Source organism: Sphingopyxis fribergensis (assembly GCF_000803645.1).
GTDB lineage: Bacteria > Pseudomonadota > Alphaproteobacteria > Sphingomonadales > Sphingomonadaceae > Sphingopyxis > Sphingopyxis fribergensis.
Genome location: NZ_CP009122.1, coordinates 393,605 through 418,859 on the forward strand (window position 1 = coordinate 393,605; position 25,255 = coordinate 418,859).

Below are 25,255 nucleotides of genomic sequence, written 5' to 3' on the forward strand. Positions count from 1 at the left end.
AGAGCCCCGCGCCTCCCGAAGTCCCGAAGACGATCTGAACGAGCGGATTCTTCGCATAGCAGCCGCGATCGGCCGGCACCTTGCGAGGCAAGAGTTAGCGCGAAGAGCGGGCGCAACGGGTGTGGCTGAAATAGGCGATGCCCCATTGGAAGGGCAGGAAGAATGAGCTATGGTTGTAGCCGAAATAGCAGAGGCTTTGGATGTGCGCACGTGGCAGCTTCAGGAAGCTAAGGACCAACTCAGCGAGGTGATCGAAACGGCGCAGGTGCGTGGCCCTCAGATGATCACCCGCCACGGCCGTCCTCGTGCGGTGCTGCTTTCTGCTGAAGAATACTTGGCGATGACGTCCGATAGGCCGGACTTCAAGGAGTGGCTGCTGGGCGGCCCCAAGGCAAATCTTGCACTGCCTGAATCGGCATTCAAAGCGACAGGGGAGGCTAAGGTTGAAAAGTAACGATAGCTTCCTCCTGAATACCGATGTGCTGTTCGAGACACGCAGAGAGCCGATGCATCCGAATGTGAAGCGGTTTCTGAAAGAGACGTCAGTAAACAGGCTATTCCTAAGCCCTCTCAGTTTGGGCGAACTCCGTCGGCAAGCACGGAATTCACGCGATATCGATACACAAACGGAATCTCACTTCGACAACTGGCTGGATGAGGCAAAGAGTATCTTCGAGGAAAGACTGTTGCCGATCGATGCCGATGTGGCCGACATATGGAGCATTGTCCGAAATGACGACATCCGTTCGGTCACCGCTTCGCTTATTGCTGCCACAGCGGCATCGAACAATCTCATCCTCGTTACTCGAACTGCCGAGGATGCTGCGGGGATGAAAGTTCGGACCTTGAATCCCTGGCATGCAGCCTACCGCACGAGGCCGGCACCACCGACCGGAGACGTATCTTGACCCGTACTGCACTTTACGCCCGCTACTCGAGCGATATGCAAAGTCAGACTTCGATAGACGACCAGTTCGCCATTTGCCGCGATCAGGCCGTAAGGGAGGGTCGGCGCATCATCGGAACTTATCAGGATGCCGCAATCTCTGGCGCCTCTGTGATTCTGAGGCCGGGTATCCAGTCATTGCTCCAGGACGCACAACTCGGCAAATTCGACACGATCCTTGCCGAAGCGCTTGATCGCATTTCCAGAGATCAGGCTGATGTCGCGACGTTGTACAAGCACTTTCAGTTTGCCGGTGTTAAACTGATTACCATCGCTGAAGGCGAGATATCGGAGCTGCATGTAGGACTGAAGGGAACGATGAACGCCCTTTTCCTCAAGGACCTCGCGAAGAAAACGCATCGAGGGCTACGGGGGCGGGTCGAGAAGGGCAAATCGGGCGGCGGCCTGTGCTACGGATACGATGTTCTCAAGAGGGTCGATGCGAGCGGCGAATTGGTTCGTGGCGAGAGATCGATCAATGAGGCGGAGGCTCTGGTCGTTCAACGGATATTTCGAGAGTTCTCCAACGGGAAGAGTCCTCGAGCGATCGCGTGCGACCTTAATCGCGACAACATCCCTGGCCCATTCGGCAAACAGTGGTCCGATACGACCATAAGAGGTCATGCTGCGCGCAAGACCGGCATCCTTCACAACGAACTCTACATTGGCGTTCTGGTTTGGAATCGTCAAAGGTTTATCAAGAACCCCTCGACAGGGAAGCGGGTCTCCAGGCCCAACCCTGAGTCGGAATGGATCAGGAAGGACGTGCCGGAAATGCGCATCCTGACTGACGAACTGTGGCAGGCGGCACGTCAGCGTGCCGAAGAAATCGGTGAACGCTATAAAGCGGTAGCGGACGGGCTCCGTGCATCTAAGGGCAAAAGGCTTCGTGATCTGCACCGACCGGTTTTCCTGTTTTCAGGTATGATCGAGTGCGGGGTTTGTGGTGGGAACTGCACCATCATCGTGAATGATCGATATGGCTGCAACAATCACTTCCGGAAGGGCACCTGCGGCAATAATCGGACGATCCGGCGTGAGGTGCTCGAAAAACGTGCACTGAATGGAATATCGGACCGGCTCGTTTCAGCGGACGCGGTCAAGCAGGCGGTCGCGAGCTACATCGAGCAAATCAATGCCGCCAACCGGGAGCAGCGTGCTCAGGCGGAGCTGGACCGCCGCAGTTTGGACAAGGTCGAACGCGCGATCGCGGGAATTCTCTCTGCGATCGAGGACGGCATGTATCAGCCATCCATGAAAGCGCGATTGGACGATCTAGAAAGACAGCGGGATGATCTTCAGCATCGAAACGTCGAGCATTCAGTGGCGGTGCCGGATATTCACCCCAATGTCGCTGAACTGTATCGGAGGCGTGTCGCCTATCTGATCGATGCGCTGAAAAATCCGGCTCTTCGTGATGAGGTAGCCCAGGACATTCGATCGATCGTTGGGAAAATCATTATCTCACCCGGCCCCGACCGCGGGCAGGTTTACGCCGAGTTGTGCGGTGAACTTATGGGAATTCTCAATGCTGTAAGCAAGGAAGGCGGGGGAGGGGGCCTACTATACCAACGGGGACTGCGCCCTCCCGCAACCACAAATTTGGCCCGCTTTCTCAATGAGTTAGCGGGCTTTTTGTTGTCTCGGAACAATGGCTCTTTCAGTCGTCGCCGGAACGTCCAATATGGGGTGGTGAGCGGTCATCCAATTTCGTCATGCTGAACTTGTTTCAGCATCCATGGCCTGATCTCTAATCCCGCGCAGCACTGAAGGAAACGGCAGGCCATGGACCCTGAAACAAGTTCAGGGTGACCAGTTAAGAGATGTCAGCAACTGGTCGTTTGTTGCCGTCCCGGAGCTGATCGCGATCGGTAACCGGAATGGGGTGGAAAGCTGACGTACGCACCGCTACTACAATGCCGACGATGAGCAGTTTGACAACAGAAGCCATTGCATTTCGTGTGGTCGGCCTATGGGCTATCGGCGTATTCGCTTTGGCAGTTCTCAGCGCGCACTCTTATCGTCCTTCGCATCGACGACGATCCTCCCGGTGGCTGATTATCCCGGGCCTCCTTGCCAAGTTTGCAGTCCTCATGGGACCCGTTGGCCTCGGGCTCATCGTCGGACGGGTGACCGGTCAGTGGGACGAAACTCTAGCGATGGCCGCTATCGCTGTCGCCATATTGGCTGGGTATGTGGCAAGTTCGGTCTTAGTGCAGGTTGGACGGAATGTTGCCTGCGCATTCATCGGCGCACCGGTTCAGCCGATCCACATATGGAGGCAGGACAAACGGCCGAAACGACAGAAACGCCGCAACCTCTAATGACCGCAATTGGTCGATTCCGGTCATTCCATCCAGATCGGCACGAATGGCAGCAAACGACCGGTTGCGGACCCTCAACTAGATGATCCGGGGTGTGCCGGGCTTTCGATCATCGGGATGTTCCCCGATGATGATAAGGTCGAGCAACATCTCAAACCTATCGGCGACGGGAAGCTTGTCGTGAACCGACGCGAGATGTTCTGATCGGCTTCGAATGGTTGCGGCCGCTTGCCGCAGCGAACGAAGGATTTGCTTCGAAACGACGCTCGCTTCTCGAAGGTCCCGGGTTTTGTCCGAGATATGATTGTAGAGCGCTTCGAACGCCGCACCATCGAACGTGTCGGCGGTTGCGAGCCTACCCGTAGCACGCTCTTCCAACCGCTCAAGTTCCAGATCATAATCGTTGGCGCTCATGCAGATTGCGTAACAACAAATATGTCCGCTTCCCACCCCATTTCGGACGTTCGCGTGGCTAGGCGGCGACGCGGAGCATTGTACTGCATCGCATAAATCCAGCTCCCGCAACCAATAAAATTTTAAAGCCTCCTCGGTTAACCCCGCAGGAGGCTTTTTCGTGTCTGAACAAGTGCATAGCTCTAGGATTGACACCAGTTCGCCCCGAAGGTGGATCGCAAGTTAGTCACCCTCCGGCACGAACACCACGCCAGCTTCTAGCTTCCGAGGCGATCCGTCGGCGAGTTGATCCATTCCGCAGCGCCGGTTCGAGCCCGGCGAAGTGCTCCGATAGACCGAAGCCGCGCGCTCTGGTGATCTCGCTCATTTGTGATGGATTCACATCGAGGCGGTCGCCGCAGAATGGCTCGCGGCTCCCGGCAGTAGTCGTTCAAATATGGACAGATTATGCGAGTTGGCAGATGTCGAGGACGTTCATGTCGTCATAGTCCTGATTCTCGCCGGCCATCACCCAGATAAACGCGTAGGCGCTGGTGCCTACGCCCATATGGATCGACCAGGGTGGCGAAATTACTGCTTCGCCGTTCGCCATGACGATATGCCGGGTCGCGCCGCCCTGGCCCATGAAGTGCATCACCCGGCCTTGAACGGGATCGTCGAGATCGAAGTAGAAGTAAATCTCACTCCGGCGCTCGTGCACATGCGGCGGCATGGTGTTCCATACGCTGCCCGGTTCGAGGATCGTGAGGCCCATCGCCAGTTGCGCGCTGTCGCACACGCCGGGGATGACGAGTTGGTGGATCGTCCGGTCATTCGCCTCCTCCAGACTGCCACGCTCGAGTATCTTTGCGCCTGCGAGCGGAAGCTTTCGTGTCGCGAAGCCCCGATGAGCGGGCGATGAGGCGAGATAGAAGCGCGCACCGTCGCCGGAAAAGCTGACGTCTTTGGCGCCCATCGTGACGTAGAGGCTGTCCTTTGCGCCGAGCGGGAACGGTTCGCCATCGACGGTGACGGTCCCCGCAGCATGACCGACATTGACGATACCGAGCTCGCGCCGCTCGAGGAAGGGGTGCCCGGCAGCGGACACGGGTTCCGATTGATCGGGCAGAGGAACGCTCCCGCTTTCGACTAGGACGCCGCCGATAACCAGCCGGTCGGCGTGGGTGTAGTTGAGCACGCATTGGTTGGCGCGGAACAAATTTTGAATGAGATAGCGATCGCGCAATTCGTCATTGGATACGCCCGCCATCATGTCGGGATGGGTGGCGTAATAGGTTCGATCGAACATGGCTGCTCCGCAGAAAAACCGGGCCGGACCGGCACCGTTCCGAGTCAAAAGGCCACGTGCAGTCGTCAGGGCGCGAAGCGATGACGACTGCACGGGCAGGGGAGGTTCCTATTTCCCTTTCAGGAATACCGGGGGCGTGTAGGCGCCGTTCGTCGCGACGTCCCACACCTCGATGCGCGCCCATTTTCGGCCGCTCAGATCAATTCGCTTTTCGATCGCGCGTGTGCCGAAGGGCGCGGCGCCGGTCAGGTCGATGCGATCGCGGTAGACCTTGCTGCCGTCGCCGCTGACGATCTCGGCGAAGGCGGGCGGGAAAGTCCATTCGATCTTCGCACGCACCACGGCATTGCGCCCGAACTTGGCTTCTTCGCCGCTCTTCGCGCCGTCGATCGTGAATTCGGGGATGAGCACCTCTCCGGTGGTGGTGAAGAAGCGACCTCCGCGCAGCGCGTCGAGCACGCTCTGCCAGCCATCCGAATAGCGCGGCAACGGTCCGTCGAGCCGGAGATAGTTGATATTCATATGGGCATAGAGCTCGCTCTCCTTGGAGATCTGGAACACGTCGACCTCGCCGGGAGCGAATTTCCGCTCGGACGGTTTCGTCGCCCAGTTGTTCATGTCGTCGAGCGTGTCGAGCACCCGCGTGCCGAGGCGTGGCAGCGAATAGTCCGACGGCATATTCTTCCACGCGCCGCCGAGGAAGCGGTCGCTCTTGAAGAAGGGCGTGTCCCTATGCTTGTCGGGGAAGCCGTAGCTGCCCTTGATCCGCGGGTGCGCGGTCCACATCAGTCCCTTCTCGTCCTGCATCAGTTTCAGGACGTCCTCCTGCGAGCCGACATGATAAATTTTGCCGAGTTTCGGATCGTTCTCGACGAAGGGCTGCCCCTCCTTGCGGTCGAGCGTCCAATAGACCGGCTTGGGGAAGAAGCTGATCCAGTGCCCGCCGAGCTGCACATTGGGCTCCTCACCCGGGAGCAGTAGCAATTTGTCATCCGACAGGCGTTCAGTCTCTGCGTGCATCGTCTTGAGCAGGGTCAGCCGGTCGCCGGCGCGATCGAGCGCTTCGCGCCCGAGGTGAAGCTCGGCGAGGTGGACGATCTCGACGTTCATGGCCTTGAAGCGCTTGACGAAGTCCGGAGACTCGAGCCCGTCGGGCACTCCGGCCGACTGCTGGAACCGCGCGGTGTTCAGAAAGGCTTCGGTGTGCTCGACATGATAGTGGCTGGTGAAGGTACGATGGCCGTCAAGCGCCTTGAAGCGATCGCCGCGGGTATAGGCCAGGGCCGCCTTGGTGGCACTGGCTGCATCGCCCGCGTCGGGTAACAGGAAGACGCCCATGTCCTGCGTCGTGCCCGGCGGCGCGTTGACCCATGGAACATAACGCCGATCGCCCTCGAGCGTCTGGCGCACGCCGAAGCCGGTGCGCCCGGCGAGGTTGCGATACTCGTTGCCGTACCAGGCCGAATTGTCGTTGTTGGCGTAATCGAGCGGATAGTAGAACTGATGCGGCGGCGGGACCACGCCCAGCGATCCGCCCGCGGTGCCTTCGGCGACGATCATGCGGGCGCGGACCTTGGGCGAGGCCGCGGGTTTGCGCGATGCGTCGCCTTCGGCGCGCACAATGGTGTCGGACAGGCCCGTAAAGGCGATCGCGCGCCACGGCAGCGCCGCCGATGTCGCGGCGCTGAGCCCGGCATCGAAGGTGTAGGCGGTGGCGGGGCGCTGCGTCGACATCACCATCGCCGCACGCACCAGCCGCGACCCCGGATAGATGGTGAACTCATAAGTGCCGGAGAAGGGCCCTGCCGCCGCGCCCCCGACGATCACCTTGGTATAGCCGCCCTCCGCGCGCACGCTGATGTCGCTACGCGCGAGTGTCAGCGGGAAGCTTTCGAACGGCCGCGTTCGCGGATTGTCGAAGAAGACCGTCCAGCCCTCTTTGAGGTCGCGCGTGCCGACGGTGACGACGCCGGCGGGATCGATCCCGCCGAGCACGGTCTTGCCCGCGATCGAGATTGCCTCGATCAGCGGCTTGCCGGGGTCGAGCGACAAGGCGAGCTGCGCGCGCTCGCCCTGCGCCGAGGGCCAGTCGATCGTCACCGAGCCCTGCGTCCGGGCAACGCGCACGTCACCGGGCAGTGCCATGTCGGGCGCGTTGAGCACCGTCGCAGGCGCTTGCGCTTGCACCGCGCCGGCGACAGCCAGGCTGCCCGCCGTCAGCGCGGTTGCGAGCCCCAGTGCGGTGAAAATCCGTTTCCTGTTCAAACCATCCTCCTGTTTTTCGTCATTCGCGGTGCTGTCATCGGGTCAGAAGTTGAAGCGGACGCCGAGCGAGTAGGTCGTGTCGTCGTTCCGCACCTCGCGGACGAAATCCTCGCGCGATTCGAAGTTGCGCGTTTTCTGGCCCGTGATGTTGGTACCGGCGAGACTGACGGTGATATTCGGTGTCACATCGTAATTCAGGCCAAAGTCGAGCCGTCCCGCGGCGCGAATGCCATTGAGCCCGACGGGAAGCGAAACCGGCCGGAGCGAGAGGCCGTTGGTGATGTCGCCGTCGAAATATTTGGAGCGATAGGTGTATATCATCCGCGCCGAGATGCCGTATTTCTCGTAGATCAGGCCGACGTTGTAATTATATTTTGACACGCCGAGCAGCGGTAGGCCCTGAAGCCGGTCGCCGGGTGTCGTCACCTCGCTGTCGATGACGGTAAAGTTTCCGATCACACCCGCGCCGTCGAGACCCTCGGGAAGGAAGTCGAAGAACAGCTGGCCACCGACTTCGACACCCTTGATCTTGGCGGACCCCAGGTTGCGGGGCGTCGAGATCACATATTGCAGGCCGTCGATCGTGCGTACCTCGGTCCCGTTGATGATGCGGTCGGTGATGTCGCGATAGAAACCGACCACCGAGACATAGTTGCTGCGGCCGAAATAATATTCGAGCGACGCATCGAAGCTGTCGGCCTTTTGCGGCCGGAGGTCGGGATTGCCGCCCGATCCGGAATTCTGGATCGTGCTGACGTAGGACACGACATAGCTGAGGCCGGGGTTGAGCTGGCCGAAGCTCGGCCGCGAAAGCGTCTTCGAATAGTTGAAGCGCGCCTGGAGGCCGCCGCCGAACTGGATGCGTGCACTGGCATTGGGCAAAAGATCGGTGTCGCTTGTCGAGCGATTGACGAGCACGACGCGCGAGGTGCCGGTCGCCGGATCGGTCACGCGACCCGACCCCGCAATGTCGCGGTCGGTGCGGGTCAGGCGCGCGCCGACCATGCCGTCGACCGAGATCGCATCGCTGAGCGAGAATTCATATCCCGCTTGCAGGAAGCCGGCATAGCTTTTTTCCTGCGCATCATAATCGCGTGTCGGGTCGTAAGCGGGCGTGTCAGGCGAGATGCCGTACAGCGTCCTGAGCTGCCGCTTGATTGCTTCCTGCGTCAGATAGCGGGGATCGATCTGCAGGAAGGATGCGCCGTCGTTCATCTGCGGCACCCCGGGAGCCTGCGACAATATGTCGGAGGGCAGGCCGGCGGCGGTGAGCGGCGTCACGAACGAACCGCCCGGCGCTGGCGGGCCGCCGAGATATTGCTCGAACCCGGCTTTGCGCCGCGCGACGCGCACGCCAGCCTGGACATAGTCGAGCAACCCGGCGTCGAAGTCGTATTTGGCGTCGCTCATCACCGACCACAGGGTTCCGCGGCTGCGGTTGATGTCTTCGGTCATGCCGTTGGCGAAGGCGAGGCCGGCGGGGTCGTTCATCGGGTTGCCGGGCATCGTCGCCTGCACCTCGTGATTGTTATCGCGAACCTGCACCAGTTCGGCGATGCGCTTGCCGATGTCGACGCGGAAGCTGTCGTTACGGTTGGTCGAGGTTTCATAAGAGATGTCGGTGTTCCAGCTGAGCGCGCCGATCTGCTTGTTGAAGCCGGTGGCGATCACATAGATGTCGGTGCGCGCTTTGTTGGCGACGGTCGCGGTATAATATTCGAGGTTGCGCGCGGTATAGCCGGTGGCGTTGCACAGCTGGCGGATCGTGCCGGTGCCCGTCGGATTGGTGGGGCTGCGCACATTGCCCGAATAATAGCCGTCGGGTCCGACCGCGAAATCCTCGCAGGTGTCGCCGACGGTCGCCTCGAACGACGTGCCAGTGAAGGCGCGGAAGGTCGGGCGCGCCTGATAGACGTTACCGCGATAGCCCGCGAACAGACCCTCGACATAGATTTTGGTGTCGGTATCGGGCGCCCATTCGAGCGAGAAATTGGCCTGCGGGCGCTCATATTTGCCGAATTCGATCGCGGCGGCGAAGCCGGTGGGCGCGTGCAGGTCCGGCGGCGAACCGGCGGGGCCGGCGCTCGTCGCGCGTGTCCAGTCGTTCCAGGCGACCGGCCGGGCATATTTGTTGCGCTGGTACGAGACGCTCGCCATCGCGGCGATCTCCCCCTCACCCGCGTCCCAGCGGTTGGCGACGAGCAGGCTTACCGCTGGATTGAGCGTGTTCTTCGAACCGGCTTCCTGCAGATAGGTCGCGCGTGCGCTGCCCGCGATCGTCAGTTCCTTGAAGTCAAGCGCGCGGCGCAGGCGCATATTGACGCCGCCCGCCACGCCGCCTTCGAGCCGCTCGGCTGAATTGGACTTGTAGACATCGACGCCCGCAAGCGCTTCGGCCGGCAGATCCTGAAACGAGAAGCCGCGGCCGACGCCCGTGAAAATCTCGCGTCCGTTGAGCGTGGTGATGATGTCGTCGAGGCCGCGGATGCGCGCCCCGACGATCTCGTTATTGCCGCCGACCACGACCTGAACGCCGGGTACGCGCTGGAGCGCCGACGCGGTGGTCAAGTCGGGAAGTTTGCCGATATCCTCGGCGACGATCGAATCCACAACCGCGGTCGACTGGCGCTTGATTTCGGCTGCGCGTGCCAGGCTCTGGCGGATGCCGGTGACGACGATGTCGCCCTCCTGCTCATTACTCGCCGACGCACCCGCGGCCGTTTGATTGGCGGATGGGTCGGCGGCCGACCCAGTCTGCGCCTCTGCGATATGTGCGCCGCCGGCGAGCGCAATCAGCGTCACGGAAGCGCGAAGGCTGATCTTCAATGGACCTCTCCCTATAAGACATCATATAAATTAAGAAGATTGATGTTATAATTCTTTTGGACGTAATGCGGCGCCTGAGTTGTCCTTCAGGTCATTGATGTTGGTGTGCTTCAGCCCGTCGGATTGTGCGAGGACATGAAATCTTGCAGATCGCGGTGCCGCTTGAGGCTGCTGCTCATATGGCACCGCGCCGCCACCCTTGCGGCGTCGGGGTCGCGGCGGATGATGGCGTCGAGGATCGCCTCATGCTCTTCGCTTATCACTGCCTTGTACCGGGCGCCGACATAGCTTTGCCCCTGGCGCAGATAGAGCGAGCGCGGCGGGACCAGGCGGACGCCGAGGAAGTCGATCAGTTTGGCGTAGTAGGTGTTCTTGCTAGCCCGCGCGATGACGTTGTGAAATTCAACATCGGCTTTGACCGAATCATCAAGGCCGATCGCCGCCTCGCTGAGGATCTTGAGCTGCTGGCGCATGCTCATCACGTCAACCTCGCTGCGCCGCTCTGCGGCCAGCGCGGCCATTTCGGTTTCGACCGACAGCCGCAATTCGAGCAACTCGATCACGTCGCCAAGATTCTCGACCTCGTCGCGCGTGATCTGGAAAGCCTGATAGCGCGCAGTCTCGCTGACGAAGAGGCCCTTTCCTTGTCGGGCCTCGACAAATCCCGCTGCGGCGAGGCGGGCGATCGCTTCGCGGACCACGGTCCGGCTCACGCCCAGCACGTCGACGAATTCCGCCTCGGTAGGGAGTTGAGCGCCGGGCCAATAGGTACCGGAGAGGATGCTGGCGCGAATATGTTCGCAAGCGGCGTCGACCAATGACGGCCTTCGCTTGCGCAGCGCCAGCCGATCGTCCTGCACCGCTTCGGTACCGCCCTGCCTCACGCGCCCATTCTCCCGTCGTCGGCGCATTATGCGCCTTACGGTCCAACTATACGACTTATCAGTTATATGACAACTTAAATAAACTCATTTAATTATAGAAAGATGCACGAACCACACCGCAAGGGTGGCATTTCTGGAGCATGGCGTGACGGATGATAGATTCGCGGCCCGGAGGCCAATGGTCGGGAGCGAAGGGGTTTTGGCTTTAGCCGCCCGGAAAAGCGGGCGCATCGCGGCAGCCGCCGACCTTACACATTTTTGCGACAATCGATTATTATGCGATAAATCAGCTGATTTAGCTGAGCTGTTTGCATGAGGCATAAGATGGCAATTCCGAACATGATGAAGAAAATGGCGCGGGGCGCCGCGACGGCCGCCATAGGGCTTGCGCTGTTGGCGGGACCTGCGGCGCAAGCAGCAACGGCTACGTCTGCCACCGCGCCCGCTTCGGCAAAGGCCGAGCAGGCCAAACGTCCCAATGTGATCGTCATCCTCGTTGACGATATGGGTTTTTCGGATATCGGACCCTATGGCAGCGAGATCCCGACGCCGAATCTCGACATGCTGGCGTCGAACGGGATCCGCTTCACGCAATTCTACAATAGCGCCCGATGCAGCCCTTCGCGGGCGTCGCTGCTTACCGGTCTTTATCCACATGAAGCAGGGGTTGGGTATCTGGACAACGTCGTTCGCCCCAATGGCGCGGGCGGGCTGCAAGGGCGGATCGCGGATCGTGCCGTTACGATTGCCGAGGTGCTGAAGCCGGCGGGCTATTTCACCGGCATGGCGGGCAAGTGGCACGTCGGCGCGCAGCACGGCACGCCGCCGACCAAGGTCGGTTTCGACCGCTCGGTTCTCTTTCAGGGCGGGACCTTCTTCCCCGATCAGGTCGGCAAGAAATTCGTGACGATTGATGGTAATCAGCTGCCGTTGGCGTCACAAGAAGTCGGCAAAGGCGAGTGGTATTCGTCCGACCTGCTGGTCGACTGGACCAGCCGGTTCGTGTCCGAGGCGAAAGCGCAGGGAAAGCCGTTCTTCCTCTATCTGCCGTTCACCGCAGTTCACTTTCCGGTGATGGCCCCCGCGGACGAAATCGCAAAGTTCAAGGGAAAGTACATGGCCGGCTGGGACAAGCTGCGCCGCGAGCGTTTCGAGCGCCAGAAGAAGATAGGCCTGATCGACCCCAACGCGACGCTGCCCGATGTGCTGCCGGAACAGTATGACTGGAACAAGATGTCGGCGAGGGACAAGGATCGCTTCGATACGATCATGGCCGTTTACGCCGCCGCCATTTCGCGGATGGACAGGGCGATCGGTACACTGACCGCCGACCTCAAGGCAAAAGGCGAGCTCGACAACACGCTGATCCTTTTCATGTCGGACAATGGCGGGAATGCCGAGAGCGGCCCAGATGGCCGCACCGGCCGCGCGCCCTGGGGCGGCCCCACTTCCAATATCTTCGTGGGCCTCAACTGGGCGACGTTGCAGAACACGCCGTTCCAGTATTTCAAGCACTTCACCGAGGAAGGCGGAATCGCCACCCCGCTGATCGCCTATTGGCCCAAGGGTATCGATCCCAAGCTTCGTGGTACGATGGTGCGCGCGCCGGGGCACCTTGTCGATGTGATGCCGACGGTGGCGGAACTGGCGGGCGCCAAATACCCCACTCGTTTCGAGGGGAATGATATCCGGCCGATGTCGGGCCGCAGCTTCGCTGGGGCATTCGAGGGCCAACCGCTGATGCGCGGCGTGCCGATTTTCTGGGAGCATGAAGGCAATAAGGCGGTGCGCGACGGCAAGTGGAAGCTGGTCGCGCAGTTCGAACGGCCCTGGCAGCTTTACGACATGGACGCCGATCGGACCGAAACCCGCGACTTCGCCGCCGCCCATCCCGACATTATTGCACGCATGGCGAAACAGTGGGACGACTGGGCGGCGCGAAGCTTCGTCGATCGCTGGCCCAACAGGGTGAACGGCGGCGTGATTACCGGCACACTGGAAGGTGGCCAACCGCCGCAGGCTAAAAAGAAGCCGGGCAAGCGCGGCAAGAGCAAGCGAAAGGGCCGGCGTGCGCCAGCGGCGGCCGAGGATTGAAGGCGACACCGCTTGCAAAAAGGACGGCCCGGCATCGTGTGCAACGATGCCGGGCCGATTTACCCGAGTTTGTAAAAGACCACAGGTCTATATCAGAAGCGGAAGCGTACCCCGACGCGGTAGATGGTTTCCAGAAACCGCGTCTGCCAGGGATAGGTGTTGCCATCGGCGTCATATTGCCGATGGTTCGTCGCCGCCGCGCCCAGCAGGTTGGTCGCGCTGAACGAGATGGTGAAATTCTCGGTCGGGTCGATCGTAGCGTTGAAGTCGAGACTGCCTCGGCCGTCCTCGACCACCGGCAGCGTCGGACCAAGCACCGCGGCGCCGAGCAGCGGGTCGTTCACCCGGTTATATTCGACCACGAAATCGGACCGATAATTATAGGAAAGCCGGGTCGAGAACCAGCGTGTCTCGTAAAAGATCGAAGCGTTGGCGAGATGCTTGGAAACGCCCGCGATCCGCTGCTTGCCCGGCAGGGTTGCGGCGAGCGCTTCCGGCAGTTCGGATTCATGGTCGATATAGGTATAGTTCGCCAGAATGCCGAAATTCTGCATCCACTGGGGCAGTTGCGGGAAACGGAGAAAGGTGCGGAATGCCGCTTCGATACCGCGCATCCGGCCCTCGCCACCATTGAACGGCTGTGTCACCCGCAGTCGTCCGAATTCGGCATCCTCAACGTCGGTCGTGAAGTCCGAGATGAAGCCGGTCACGTCGCGCTGGAAGGCCCCGACTGTCAGCGAGCCGCCGCGCGAGAAATACCATTCGAGCGACGCGTCGTAATTTTGCGACTTGATCGGCTGGAGATCGGCATTGCCGCCAGAAGCGTTGCGGACGCAATTGGGATTGTCCGGCCCGGCTTCGGGATCCCCCGGGGTCGGTGTGCAGATCGTGGACGGCGCGCCGATGGTGAGCGACGGGTTGAGGTCGCCGAATCCGGGGCGCGTGCGTGTTTCGGTGAAGGCGAGGCGGAGCTGCAACTTGGGCGCCAGGCGGATGCGCGCGCTGACGTTGGGCAGGAAATCATTATATCTATTGGACTGCGATACTGGCGTCACCGTTGTCACGCCGGCGGTCGTCACCCGTTCGAACCCATTGATCTGGGTCTCGGTGCGCACCGCGCGAAGACCGACAAGGCCATCAACGGTCATGCTGCCAAGGTCAAAAGCATAGCGGCCCTGGACATAGCCCGCATAGCCTTTTTCATTCCCGAAATAGACACGGTCGAGCGGCGGGACTTCGGTGCGTCCCCCACTGATAGAGCGCAGGAAGTCCAGATTCTCCATAATGCTGTCGGCGGTCGGGCTCAGGAAGACGCGGGTGACGGGGACCTTGTCGCCGCGGAAACCCGGCGCAACGGCGCTATATTCGAGCGGCAGCAGCGAATAGAATCGGCCCGCCGCCGTGGTGCCGCTTTCCGAATAATTGGCAAAGTCGAAATCGCGGGTGTTGAAACGGACGCCTGCCTGGACATTGGTAAGGCCCTTCGGCCCAATCCGGTAATCGAGATCGAGGCGCCCCTGCCAGTCGCGGCCGTGGTTGCGCTCGCCATTTTCGCCCAGCCCCACCATGCGATAGCGCGCCGGATCGTTGACGGGGAAATCGGTCACGACAACCGTGCCACCGCCCGCGCCGACGTCGGTGTCGAAATCATAGGTGCGGGTCGGCTGCGGGACGACGAGCGAGTAGTTGAACTGCGTCGTCCGCCGCGTGAAGGTCGAATCGGTGAAAGCGACATCGCCCGTGATCTTCAGGCCGTCGCGCTTCCAGATAAAGCCGGTGCCCGCCTGATAGGTGTCGGTCTTGCCGGTGACGACATTCTGGTTGCCGGTGGGGATACCGCCGGCGCTCGCAGTCATGCTCTTGACCTTGTTCGTGCCGGGGAACAGCACGATGTCGGACAGATTGGCCTGCACGCCCGAGTTGATCTGGAGGTTGCTGCCGTACCCGCTGCTCCGATAACCCTGGAACAGGAAGTCGGCATAGAATTCGAGTTCGTTGCTCGGGCGCCATTGCAGCGCGGTCGCGACCGACGGCCGGTAGCGGTTGGCCGCGTTATAGTTGATGTTCACGAACGAGGGGTAGCGGATCGTGCCGAGGCCCGCGACGTTGCGGCTGAGAATCGCCTGCGCGACGTTACGCGAGGAATCGAGGAATTTGAGGTCGGTGTAGGATCCTTCGATCAGGAAACCGATGTCGCCGATTCCGGTTTCCCAACGCTTGCTGAGCAGAAGGTTGGCATCGACTCCCAGCTTTTGCGACTGTTTCCAATGCACCCCGCTGATGCCGCCGGCGATGCGGTCGCCCTTGAAGTCCAGCGGCTTGCGCGCGCGCACGTCGATCAGGCCCGCAACGCCGGGTTCGAGCAAATTGGCGCTACCCGATTTATACACGTCGAGACGCGCGATGCTGCTCGACGGAAAATCCTGGAGCGCGACGGCGCGGCCCTGGCCGGTGAAGAGCTCGCGTCCGTTATAGGTGGTCGCGATATTCGGCAGACCGCGGACGCGCGTTCCGGCCGCAGTGCCGTTCGCATAGTCGACCTGGACGCCGGTAATGCGCGCGAGCGATTCGGTTGCCGTCACGTCGGGCAGTTTGCCGATGTCCTCGGCAACGATCGAATCAACGATCTGGTCCGAATCCTCCTTGATCGCCTGCGACGTCTCGAGGCTGCGCTGGATCGCCGTGACGACGATCGCTTCGTCGGCGGAGGGATCTTCCGGCGCCGATTCAACGGTGAGCTGCCCATCTTGGTCCTGAGCCAGCGCAATCGACGGCATGGCGATAAGCCCCAAAGCCGATGTCGTGCACGCCAGGATTATTCTGTTCCGCATTATAACTCCCCCTCAGGTTCACTAAGTAACTGATTATGATAGTATTTTGATGAAATTGGCCGGTCGCCGACAGGCGTTTCCCTACATCGGACGGCGTTGCGGTGACGCCGCTGGCGGCAGGTCGGCGATCCAGCCGGAAAGTTTGGCCGAAAGGCTCTTGGTCACTGCCGGCGAGTCTGCTTTTCGGTCTTGCTGCTCCCGTGGATCCTGTTCGATGTTGTAAAGTTCGACGCTGCCGCCGTCGGCGTTCATCAACAGTTTCCAGGGACCGGAGCGGATTGCATAAAGCGGGCCGAACGCTTCGCCGCCGGGGCGGGCGATATGGCTGTAAAGATCGGGTCGCGAGGTGATCGGCCGACCGCGCCATGCAGTGGAGACGTCGACGCCGTCGATTCCGGCGGGTTTCTGCGCACCGGTGATCCCCGCCAGCGTCGGAAGCAGATCGACCGCCTGCACGACGCTCTGCGCATCGTGGCTTCCCGCGACGACATGGCCTGGCCAGCGAATGATCAGCGGCTGACGCACGCCACCTTCGTACAGGCTGGCTTTCCTGCCCCGATAGGGCGCGGCGGATCCGGGCGTGTTCGCGCCGATCGTGGGGCCATTGTCGGAGGTGAAGACGATCAGCGTGTCATCCAGCTCGCCCGCCGTGCGCAGCCCGGCGACGAGCCGGCCGACTTCGGCGTCCATTGCGACCAGTACCGCGAGGAATTGATCCTCACGCGGCGTGCGACCCTTGCCCTTCACCGCTGCGAGCTGCTCGGCGCTGGGAACCCAAGGCGTGTGCATGTCGGTCAGCCACAGCTGTGCAAACCACGGACGGTCCTTGCTGCGGCTGGCGAAATCGAGCGTCTTGTCAACAAAGCGGGCAGTGATCTCGGCGCGCGGAAGCCACTCGACGGGACCCTTGCCCAGTTCGGCGCTCTGTTGCCCGAGCTTGTTGGTGAGGTCGGTAGGAAGGACGCGCGGACCAAGCCCCTCCCATTGGGTATAGCTTTCGTCGAATCCGTAGGCTGCGGGCAGGGGGGCGTCGCCGATGTCGCGCCCTCCTCCAAGGTGCCATTTGCCGAAATGGCCTGTGGCATAGCCCGCCTGCTGCAACAGGCGGGGCAGCACCGGGAGCGAGGGATCGAGCCAGTCGGCCTGACCGAACGCCTGGTTGCGCTTGCGGTCGTGGATATAGGTGACGAAGCGATCACGCGCCGGGAAGCGTCCGGTCATGAAGCCCGCTCGCGAGGGCGAGCAGATCGGCGCGGCGTCGTAGAACTGGGTCATGACCATGCCGTCGCGGGCAAGCGCGTCGATGTTCGGCGTTGCGACTAGGCGATTGCCGGTGAGCGACAGGTCGGCAAAGCCCATATCGTCGATCAGGATGAAAAGAATGTTGGGCTGCGCCGCGGCGCGCGGCGCCGGTTTCACAGGCGCGGGTGCGGACGCCTCGGAAGCCCAAGCGCTCGATAGCCCTGCGCTCCCCATTGCAAAAAGGGCGGCCGCCGCCACCCCGATCAGCGCACGCCGCGAAGGCTTCACCGATTTCATTCTTTCCTCCCTTGCTTGGTCTCGTGCCATCGTTATATCTGTATTATCGTATAATTAAGATGAGTCAAGTTTTGCTGATGGCGATCCCTGTTTGAAGGGCTGCCGCTGATCGGGGAGGGGAATGAAATGCGAATGAGACGGATTTTGGCGATGGGTGCCGCGATGCTCAGCCTGCCCGCCGCCGCTGCGGCACAGGGCGCCTTGGGCGCCAATTTCAACGAACATTTCGAGGATGTGAGCTACCGTGAACTCGAACAGGCCCAGGCGAAGTGGATTCGCCTGTTCGTCCCGATGCCGCAACTCGATCGCGGCGCCGCGGAGCATGGCGCGGTCAAGGCGATCCTTGATGCTGGCGACCACGGCTACAATACCATCTTCACGCTCAAATGGCCGTATAGCGACCGCGATTTCCCAAAGGCGGGCAGCGCCGAATTCCAGCGTGAGCTGGTCCGGCTCGATGCCTTACTGCCGCTGGTGATGGGCAAGGTCGACATATTGGTGATCGGTAACGAACCCTATTTCGAAACGCGCGAGAAGGACCGCGATCTCGACCTCAACGCCTTTTACGAAGTGATGGCGGCGCGGGTGATCGCGTATCGCAAGGCGCACTGCGGCGCGAACTGCAAAACCAGGCTTTATATGGGCGCGCTAAACCGTCTCGACCTCAAAAAGAATATCACCCCGTCGACCGAGCGCTGGCTGGCTTATGTGAAAGCGACGCCCGAGATCGAGGGCGTCAACATCCACCCCCATGTTCCCAAGATCGAGCTGTCGAAAGCATTTCTCGACTATATCCTGCCGCGGATGCGTCCCCAGCAGACGTTCATCGTCACCGAATTCTCGCTCGTCGGCTGGTGGCAACAGAATTTGCAAAAGCCGGTCGCTCCCGCCTTTGCCGATAAATATGGCGCGCCGCGCGATGCGCAGAATTGGCAGATCATCAAGGCGGCGCTGGAAACACCTTTTCCGAAGCAGCAGTGGGACGACTTCCTGCGGATGAGTCCGTGGTTCGAAGGCCGCAAACATTATCTGGCGAACCAGATGAAGATGTTCCGCGACACCGGTCGCCTCGCGGTCGCGACCTACGGCTTCAAACAGGGCAGTTCGATGTCGAACAATTTCGGCCCCGACAAGACGCCCTGGCTGCTCAACAGCGTCTATGCGGGACGCACCATAAAGCCGAACCCCGATGGCACGACGGCATTCAACTATGCGTGGATCGACGATTTCCGGCGCTTGCAGACGAAGTGATCGCTACTCGAACGGCGCGTGTCGCTTGCATTATATGATAAATACTATATCGATTTTGATCGACGAGAACCATGGTGAGAGGATGGGCGGTTGAATTTTGCATTGTCACGGCGGGCGGCGCTGCTTGCGGGCGCGGGGGCTGCCGTTCTGCCCCGCGTTGCGACCGCGTCGACCGCGCGGGGCAAGCCCAATATCATCATCATCTATGCCGATGATCTCGGCTATGGCGATCTGGGCTGTTACGGTGCCACGGGGCTCCGTACACCCAATGTCGACAAGCTCGCGGGGCGCGGGACGCGCTTCGTCAACGCGCATTCACCGTCGGCGACCTGTACCCCGTCGCGCTATGCGTTGCTCACCGGCGACTATGCGTGGCGCGCATCGGGTGTCCAGATATTGCCCGGCGACGCACCGGCGCTGATCCGGCCGGGGCAGTTCACGCTGCCGCATATGCTGAAAAAAGCCGGCTATGCGACGGGCATCGTTGGCAAATGGCATCTTGGCCTTGGCGACGGCGAGGTCGACTGGAACGGCGAGATTGCGCCCGGCCCGCTCGACGTTGGATTCGACTATGGCTATTTCATGCCCGCGACGCTCGACCGCGTCCCCACCGTGCTGATCGAGAATAGGCGGGTGGTGAACCTCGATCCCGCCGACCCGATCCACGTCGATTATCGCACCAAGGTCGGCGACGAGCCAACGGGTGCCGAACATCCCGATCGGTTGAAATTCGGCGCCGATCCCGAACATTCGAACACGATCGTCAACGGTATCAGCCGCATCGGCTATATGACCGGCGGCCGCTCGGCGCGCTGGAAGGACGAGGATCTGACCGACCAGCTGCTCGGCAAGGCGATCGATTTCGTGGCGGCGCGCAAGGATGCGCCCTTCTTCCTCTATTTCGCCATGAACGAACCGCATGTGCCGCGTGCGCCGCATCCGCGCTTTGCCGGCAAATCGGAGATGGGACCGCGCGGCGATACGATCCTTCAGTTCGACTGGACTGTCGGCGCGCTGATGGACAAGCTCGAAGCGCTGGGCATCGCCGACGATACGCTGGTGATCCTCAGCAGCGACAATGGTCCGATCCTGTTCGACGGATATCAGGACCGGGCGGTCGAACTGGCGGGCGAGCACAAGCCGTCGGGCCCGTTTAGCAGCGGCAAGTACAGCATTTACGAAGGCGGTACGCGGGTTCCGATGATCGTTAGCTGGCCGGGTCATGTCCGCGAAGGTCATATGTCGAAAGCGCTGGTCGATCATGTCGATGTCGTCGCATCGCTTGGCGCGCTGGTCGGGCAGGGGCTGCCTCGGGATGCCGCAGTCGACAGTTTCGACATGCTGGTGCCCTTGATGGGCCGCAGCGAGCGCGGCCGCGACTATGTGATCGAAGATACCAAGCTGATGGTGACGACGGGGACGAAGGTCGCGAGCAGCGGAGCGCGCATCCTGGCGATCCGGTCGGGCGACTGGAAGTTGATCCGCGGCAGCGTCGAACCCCATGAATTCCACGGCAACGCGATCGGGACGCTGCCGACGCATCAGCTCTATAACCTGGCCCGCGATCCGGGCGAGCGCCAGAACCTCGCCGATACAATGCCCGATCTGACCCGAAAGCTGGCGGACTGGCTCGACAAAATCGAAAAGGATGGCCGCAGCCGGCCGTGACTATCGTCAAGGGAGAATGTTGATGCGGGGATTATGGACTGCCGTGGCGGCGATCGCATGTCTGCCGGGCACGGCACAGGCGCAGAGCGCGCTTGGCGTCAACTATAACGAACATTATGAGGACGTCGATTATCGCGACCTGGAAAAAGCCGATGCGCGCTGGATCCGGCTGTTCGTGCCCATGCCGCAGGTCGATCGCGGCGCTGCTGAGCATGGCGCGATCAAGGCGACGCTCGATGCGCATGCACGCGGATACAAGACGATCCTGTCGTTGAAGTTCCCTTATAATCGCGGCGATTTTCCCAAGGCGGGCACGCCGGCATTCCAGCGCGAACTGGCGCGCGTCGATGCGGTGCTGGCGCTGGTGATCGGCAAGACCGATATCCTCGTGATCGGAAACGAGCCCTATATCGAGAGCCGCGAGGGCGATCGCGATCTTGATCTGAACGCCTTTTACGAAGCGATCGCACGGCATGTGATCGCCTATCGCGCCAAGGCCTCTTCCGGGAGGTGCAAGACCAGCCTCTACATGGGCGCGCTCAACAGGATCGATCTGAAGAAGAACCGGACGGCGTCGACCCAACGCTGGATGGAATTCGTCAAGGCGACGCCCGAAATCGACGGGGTCGACATCCACCCGCATATCCCGGCGATTCAGGCGTCGAAGCCCTTCCTCGACTATATCCTGCCGCGCATGCGGCCCGAGCAGACCTTCCTCGTCACCGAATTCTCGCTGGTCTGGTGGTGGCAGCAGAATATGAAGGGGACCGTGCCGGCGATGTTCGCGAACAAATATGACGCGCCGAAGGACGCGCAGAACTGGCAGATCATCAAGGCGGCGCTCGAGACGCCTTTCCCGAAGGAACAGTGGGATGATTTCTTGCGGATGAGTCCGTGGTTCGAAGGCCGGAAGCATTATCTGCGCAACCAGATGAAGATGTTCCGCGACTCCGGTCGCCTCGCGGTCGCGACCTATGGCTTCAAACAGGGCAGTTCGATGTCGAACAATTTCGGCCCCGACAAGACGCCGTGGCTGATCAACAGCGTCTTTGCGCCCGCGACGATCCGCAAGAATCCGGACGGTAGTGCCGCGCCCAGCTATGCATGGTTCGACGATTTCAAAGCGCTTCAAAAGGGTAAATGACCGTGAAGATGAAAAGCTGGATCACCGGCCTGACGCTGGCAGCGCTGTCTCTGGCGCCCTCGGCCGGCGCGCAGCAGAAGCTCAAGGCCGCGGTCGCCGACGACATTTTCGCCGACCATCCGTCGATGGACAAAAATGCGACGGTCATGCCCGCCGCCGACGCGAAGCCCGTCGCGCCCGTCTTTTCCGAACGGCCGATCGGCGATGCGTCGGTCGCGCGACTAACCGGTGGCGGCTGGATTCTCACCGGAACCCAGCTGCGCAGCGGCGCGCGCCACGGCGTCGAATTGTGGACGTCGGCCGATGGCAAGGCATGGAAGGGGCTGGGCCCGGCCAAGATCTCGGGCGCGGGGATCGTGCCCGGCGATGTGTCCGAACGCTATCTCGCGCCGTCGGTGACGGTCGCCGGGGACAAACTCTATCTCGCCTTTTCCGACAAGACGGGCTGCGCGCGGATTGCGACGGGTTCTGCCGCGCAGCCCGGCGCTGGCTTCGCGGCTTCGCCCTGCTTGGTCGAGGATGCGTCCGACGTGGCGTTGTTCGTCGACAAGGACGGGACTGGCTATCTGCTGTGGGGCGGGGGCACTATTGCCAAACTCCATCCCGGTTTCGCCAAGCTCGCCGAGGCGCCGCGTTTCCTGAAACCCGATCAGGCGTTGTTCGCCAAGCATCCGCCGGTCGGGAAGGACTGGCCGGTGCGGACGCGCGTCGGCATGCGCGGCGCGGCGATGGTCCGCGACGGCGACCGCTATATCCTCGCCGCGAGCGAGGTCACGGGGCGGATGCGCACGGCGACCGAGGATCTGTTCGTCGCCGAGGCGCCGACGCCATATGGCCCGTTCACAATGCGCGCGCTCGCGGTGCCACACGCGGGCCGCGGGTCGCTGGTGATGCTCGATGACGAGCGGCTCGCCGCAGTCTACAACCCCAAATGCGACGACGGCTTCGCGATGTTCTGCGAACAGGTCGGGCTGGTGCCGCTCGAACGCGCGCCCGACGGGCGGCTGCGCCAGGCCGCGTCGGTGATTACCGAGGACAGCGCGGTCGCGGCGCGCAAGGCGCTGATCACCAGCGAGACGATGCGCGATCCGTCGGTGACGCTCGGCGGCGACGGCTTCTACTATCTCGTCGGGACGCTCGACGGTTATGGCTATCACAAGCCCGACGGCGGTGTGAAATTGTGGCGATCGGCCGACCTCAAAAAATGGGACGAGGTCGGCTTCGTCTGGAAGTGGGAGGGCATGGGCTATGATTTCGGCAAGAATATCGCCGAACTCTGGGCGCCCGAGATCATGTGGTCGGCGCGCGACAAGACCTATTATCTTGCCTTTTCGGTGATGGAGAAGGGCGTCGGGGGCAAGACCTGGCTCTACCGCTCGACGACCGGCAAGGCCGATGGGCCTTATGAAAATGTCACCAAAAGCTTCTTCGTCAAAGGCATCGACGGCTTTCCGTTCGAGGATGATGATGGCCTATATTTCCTATGGGGCGGCGGCAGCATCGGCAAACTCAACGGCGCGCGGAGCGGCTTCGAGGGACCGGTGCATACCCTTGTCGACGCCGACGGCGACCATGTCGGTTATGAGGGCAACGGCTTGATCAAGGCGAACGGCGTCTATTTCCTGACCGGCGCCGAATGGCACGGGCCGCTGCGCACGCACGGCACCTACGACATGATGTACGGCACGTCGAAGAGCCTGTTCGGTCCCTATACGCAGCGCCGCATGGGGGCGCCGCACGGCGGCCACGGCACCGCGTTCCGCGATAAGCAGGGCCGCTATTGGTACACGATGTTCGGCAATGACCCGACCGCGCCCTGGCGCATGCAGTTCGGGCTGGTGCCGATCGATATCGGCGACGCTGCTTCCATCGGCATCCCGCGGTCCGACAGCGTTCGCGACTGAGAATAGCGGGCGTGTCGTTACGCGCCGTGGTCTCTCCCAAATGCCCGCCACCGCCAGTCGGTGGCGGGCCTTTTTTTGTTCAGCGCGCGCGGTCGGCGTAGGCGGTCAAGATGCGGAGCCATGCGTCGGCGAAAGCACGCTGGCCCGGCCCGTCGAAATGGCAGCGGTCGTAGCGGTCCCCGGGCGGTACGAGCAAATTGGTTTCAGGGCCGAGGAAGATGCCTTTCGCCGGATCGACAAGGCCGCGCTGCGCGGTCGTGATCGCGTCTTCATCCTTCCAGTCGCCGGGCTGGCCGCACCGGCTCGCCACCGAAATGAAGACCGGCGCATCGACCTTTGCGGCGCGCAACGTCGCGACGAGCGACGTGAAACTCGCGGCATAATCGGTGCTGGAGGTTTTCAGAGCAAAATCGCGTTCGCCCTGGTGCCAGAGGAAATGGGTGACGCGGTATCGGCTGCGGAGGTCGCCCACGACGCCGAGCAACATGCGATTGAGGTCGCCGCCTTCCTGCCACCGTCCGATCTTGGTGCCGCCGATCCCCGTTGTCGCGATGACGACCCGGTCATAGAGTCCCAATTCGATCAGCCGGTCGGCGAGCGGCGACCAGCTCTCGCCGCGCATCCCCGTCGCGCCGAGCAATGGCGAAGCGACCGGATAGCAATGGCCTGCGAAATAATTGACCGTCTTGCCCGAATGCTTGCTCGAAAAGCGCATCCCCCCGTGATTGGCGGAGTTGCTTTGGCCGGCGATCAGCAGGACGGCGGTTCGGTCAGTCTGCTTTGGACATTTTGTTGCTTTCCGGCCCGCAACCTCGACGATGCGGCCAAGTTCGTCCTTGCGGTATTCGCTCGACGGCGCGGGCACGGGGTCGGCGGCGTGCGCGATCGTCACGCCGGCCGCAGCGACAAGCGCCAGAGCCAAGGCTTTGTTTGCGGTACGCATGTCGCTGCTCCAATTAAAACTGGAACGGCGCGGCGACACGCCGCTCGGCAACGAGGAAGGCGTCGGCGACGAGCTGGAGCGGGCGAATGTCTACATCGCTCTGCCCGGTGGCGACCAGCTCGGCGAAGCGCGCGTAGAGGTGCGGATATTCGCTGTCTTCGCCCGTGACCGGATCGGCTCCCGGCAGTTGGAGGACGCTTCCGCCCATCGACAGGCGCAACGTGCCGGCATCGGTGTCGACCTCGATATCCCAGCTCTGCGGCCCGGTTTGCAGGAAGTCGAGATCGGCATCGACCGCCGCTTCGCCGCTGCGCATCGCCATCGTCGCGGCGATTGGCGAGCTGCGGCCCTCGGGAACGTCCATCGTTGCCGAATCGAGCAATAACGGGGTGGGGAGGATGGCGGTCATGATTGAAAGGGCATTGATGCCGGGGTCGAAGACGCCGAAGCCGCCCGCCTCGAGGATCCACTCCTGCCCCGGATGCCAGCGGCGGATATCCTCTTTCCACCGGATGCGCGCGGCGCGAATTTCCTTGTCGCACAGCCAGTCGCGCGCCGCCGCAACGCCCGCGGCCTCGCGCGAATGCCAGGTGGCGAAGAGCGTGACACCCCGCGTGCGCGCATGCTCAGCGAGCGCGGTGATTTCGCTCGTCGTGGCGGCAGGCGGCTTTTCCAGCATCACATGGAGTCCGGCATCGATCGCCGCCATCGCAATGACTTGACGACCCACCGGCGGCGTGCAGATCGAAACGGCGTCCAGATCATTATCGCCCGCGATCATCGCGCCAATCTCTGCATATCCCGGCAAACCGTCGAGCTGGGCGTGGCGGCTGGCCGTCGCCGCAAGCGTATATCGCTTGTCGGCGGCAATCGCAGGAAGATGCTGGTCGCGGGCTATTTTTCCGATGCCCACCAGGCCCAAACGAATCATGAA

Annotated in this window: 17 protein-coding genes; 8 read left to right on the forward strand and 9 right to left on the reverse strand. The window is 61.8% G+C overall.

Annotated features, from left to right (window positions below):
* The first annotated feature begins 169 nt into the window (after window positions 1-169).
* Genes SKP52_RS01785 through SKP52_RS01790 form a run of 3 tightly spaced genes read left to right on the forward strand, consistent with a single transcriptional unit; the run spans window position 170 to window position 2,668 of the window.
* Entirely contained in the window at window positions 170-454 is a 285-nt protein-coding gene (locus SKP52_RS01785) for a type II toxin-antitoxin system Phd/YefM family antitoxin (protein WP_052207726.1), read from the forward strand.
* The gene (locus tag SKP52_RS25880) at window positions 444-908 is read left to right on the forward strand and encodes a PIN domain-containing protein (protein WP_148308985.1); all 465 of its coding nucleotides are present in this window, start codon (window positions 444-446) and stop codon (window positions 906-908) included. The genes SKP52_RS01785 and SKP52_RS25880 overlap by 11 nt, the downstream gene beginning before the upstream one ends.
* Window positions 905-2,668, forward strand: a complete 1,764-nt coding sequence (locus SKP52_RS01790; protein ID WP_081997160.1) for a recombinase family protein — start codon at window positions 905-907, stop codon at window positions 2,666-2,668. Before SKP52_RS25880 ends, SKP52_RS01790 begins: the two co-directional genes overlap by 4 nt.
* A 680-nt stretch (window positions 2,669-3,348) precedes the next feature.
* On the opposite strand, the gene SKP52_RS01800 is transcribed toward SKP52_RS01790, so the two are convergent.
* From SKP52_RS01800 to SKP52_RS01820, 5 genes are all read right to left on the reverse strand, one after another.
* Window positions 3,349-3,684 carry a hypothetical protein gene (locus SKP52_RS01800; protein ID WP_039571014.1) on the reverse strand — a complete coding sequence of 112 codons (336 nt, stop codon included), beginning with the start codon at window positions 3,682-3,684 and terminating at the stop codon, window positions 3,349-3,351.
* 445 nt (window positions 3,685-4,129) lie between these two features.
* On the reverse strand, window positions 4,130-4,972 hold the full coding sequence (kduI, locus tag SKP52_RS01805) for a 5-dehydro-4-deoxy-D-glucuronate isomerase (RefSeq protein ID WP_039571018.1): 843 nt from the start codon (window positions 4,970-4,972) through the stop codon (window positions 4,130-4,132).
* A 108-nt stretch (window positions 4,973-5,080) separates the two neighbouring features.
* The gene (locus tag SKP52_RS01810; RefSeq protein ID WP_052207727.1) at window positions 5,081-7,237 is read right to left on the reverse strand and encodes a CehA/McbA family metallohydrolase domain-containing protein; all 2,157 of its coding nucleotides are present in this window, start codon (window positions 7,235-7,237) and stop codon (window positions 5,081-5,083) included.
* A gap of 42 nt (window positions 7,238-7,279) precedes the next feature.
* Complete coding sequence (locus SKP52_RS01815) at window positions 7,280-10,063, reverse strand: TonB-dependent receptor (protein WP_052207728.1); 2,784 nt, start codon at window positions 10,061-10,063, stop codon at window positions 7,280-7,282.
* Window positions 10,064-10,173: 110 nt separating this feature from the next.
* Entirely contained in the window at window positions 10,174-10,947 is a 774-nt protein-coding gene (locus tag SKP52_RS01820; RefSeq protein WP_228383790.1) for a FadR/GntR family transcriptional regulator, read from the reverse strand.
* A 312-nt stretch (window positions 10,948-11,259) separates the two neighbouring features.
* Here SKP52_RS01820 and SKP52_RS01825 point away from each other — a divergent pair, with 312 nt between their 5' ends.
* Window positions 11,260-13,041, forward strand: coding sequence for an arylsulfatase (locus SKP52_RS01825; RefSeq protein ID WP_081997163.1), 1,782 nt, complete (start codon window positions 11,260-11,262; stop codon window positions 13,039-13,041).
* A gap of 92 nt (window positions 13,042-13,133) precedes the next feature.
* Here the strand turns inward: SKP52_RS01825 and SKP52_RS01830 are convergent, their stop codons facing one another.
* Together SKP52_RS01830 and SKP52_RS01835 are read right to left on the reverse strand one after the other, a co-directional pair.
* Window positions 13,134-15,872, reverse strand: a complete 2,739-nt coding sequence (locus tag SKP52_RS01830) for a TonB-dependent receptor (protein ID WP_081997164.1) — start codon at window positions 15,870-15,872, stop codon at window positions 13,134-13,136.
* 81 nt (window positions 15,873-15,953) lie between these two features.
* Window positions 15,954-17,411 (reverse strand): sulfatase-like hydrolase/transferase, encoded by a 1,458-nt coding sequence (locus SKP52_RS01835; RefSeq protein ID WP_039571021.1) that lies wholly within the window; start codon window positions 17,409-17,411, stop codon window positions 15,954-15,956.
* Between the two features lie 132 nt (window positions 17,412-17,543).
* Between SKP52_RS01835 and SKP52_RS01840 the strand changes: the two genes are divergently transcribed.
* The 4 genes from SKP52_RS01840 to SKP52_RS01855 all read left to right on the forward strand — a co-directional run bounded on the left by SKP52_RS01840 (window position 17,544) and on the right by SKP52_RS01855 (window position 23,378).
* Complete coding sequence (locus tag SKP52_RS01840; RefSeq protein WP_228383791.1) at window positions 17,544-18,662, forward strand: hypothetical protein; 1,119 nt, start codon at window positions 17,544-17,546, stop codon at window positions 18,660-18,662.
* A 90-nt stretch (window positions 18,663-18,752) separates the two neighbouring features.
* Window positions 18,753-20,330: a sulfatase family protein gene (locus SKP52_RS01845; protein ID WP_081997166.1), complete on the forward strand. Its 1,578-nt coding sequence runs from the start codon at window positions 18,753-18,755 to the stop codon at window positions 20,328-20,330.
* Window positions 20,331-20,352: 22 nt separating this feature from the next.
* On the forward strand, window positions 20,353-21,474 hold the full coding sequence (locus SKP52_RS01850; protein ID WP_228383792.1) for a hypothetical protein: 1,122 nt from the start codon (window positions 20,353-20,355) through the stop codon (window positions 21,472-21,474).
* A complete protein-coding gene (locus tag SKP52_RS01855; RefSeq protein WP_039571023.1) occupies window positions 21,471-23,378 on the forward strand; it encodes a family 43 glycosylhydrolase in 1,908 nt (635 codons plus the stop codon). The genes SKP52_RS01850 and SKP52_RS01855 overlap by 4 nt, the downstream gene beginning before the upstream one ends.
* Window positions 23,379-23,457: 79 nt before the next feature.
* Here SKP52_RS01855 and SKP52_RS01860 read toward each other — a convergent pair whose 3' ends face one another.
* A complete protein-coding gene (locus SKP52_RS01860) occupies window positions 23,458-24,321 on the reverse strand; it encodes a sialate O-acetylesterase (RefSeq protein ID WP_052207730.1) in 864 nt (287 codons plus the stop codon).
* A gap of 13 nt (window positions 24,322-24,334) precedes the next feature.
* Window positions 24,335-25,252, reverse strand: coding sequence for a Gfo/Idh/MocA family protein (locus tag SKP52_RS01865; RefSeq protein WP_039571025.1), 918 nt, complete (start codon window positions 25,250-25,252; stop codon window positions 24,335-24,337).
* Between the last annotated feature and the right edge of the window lie 3 nt (window positions 25,253-25,255).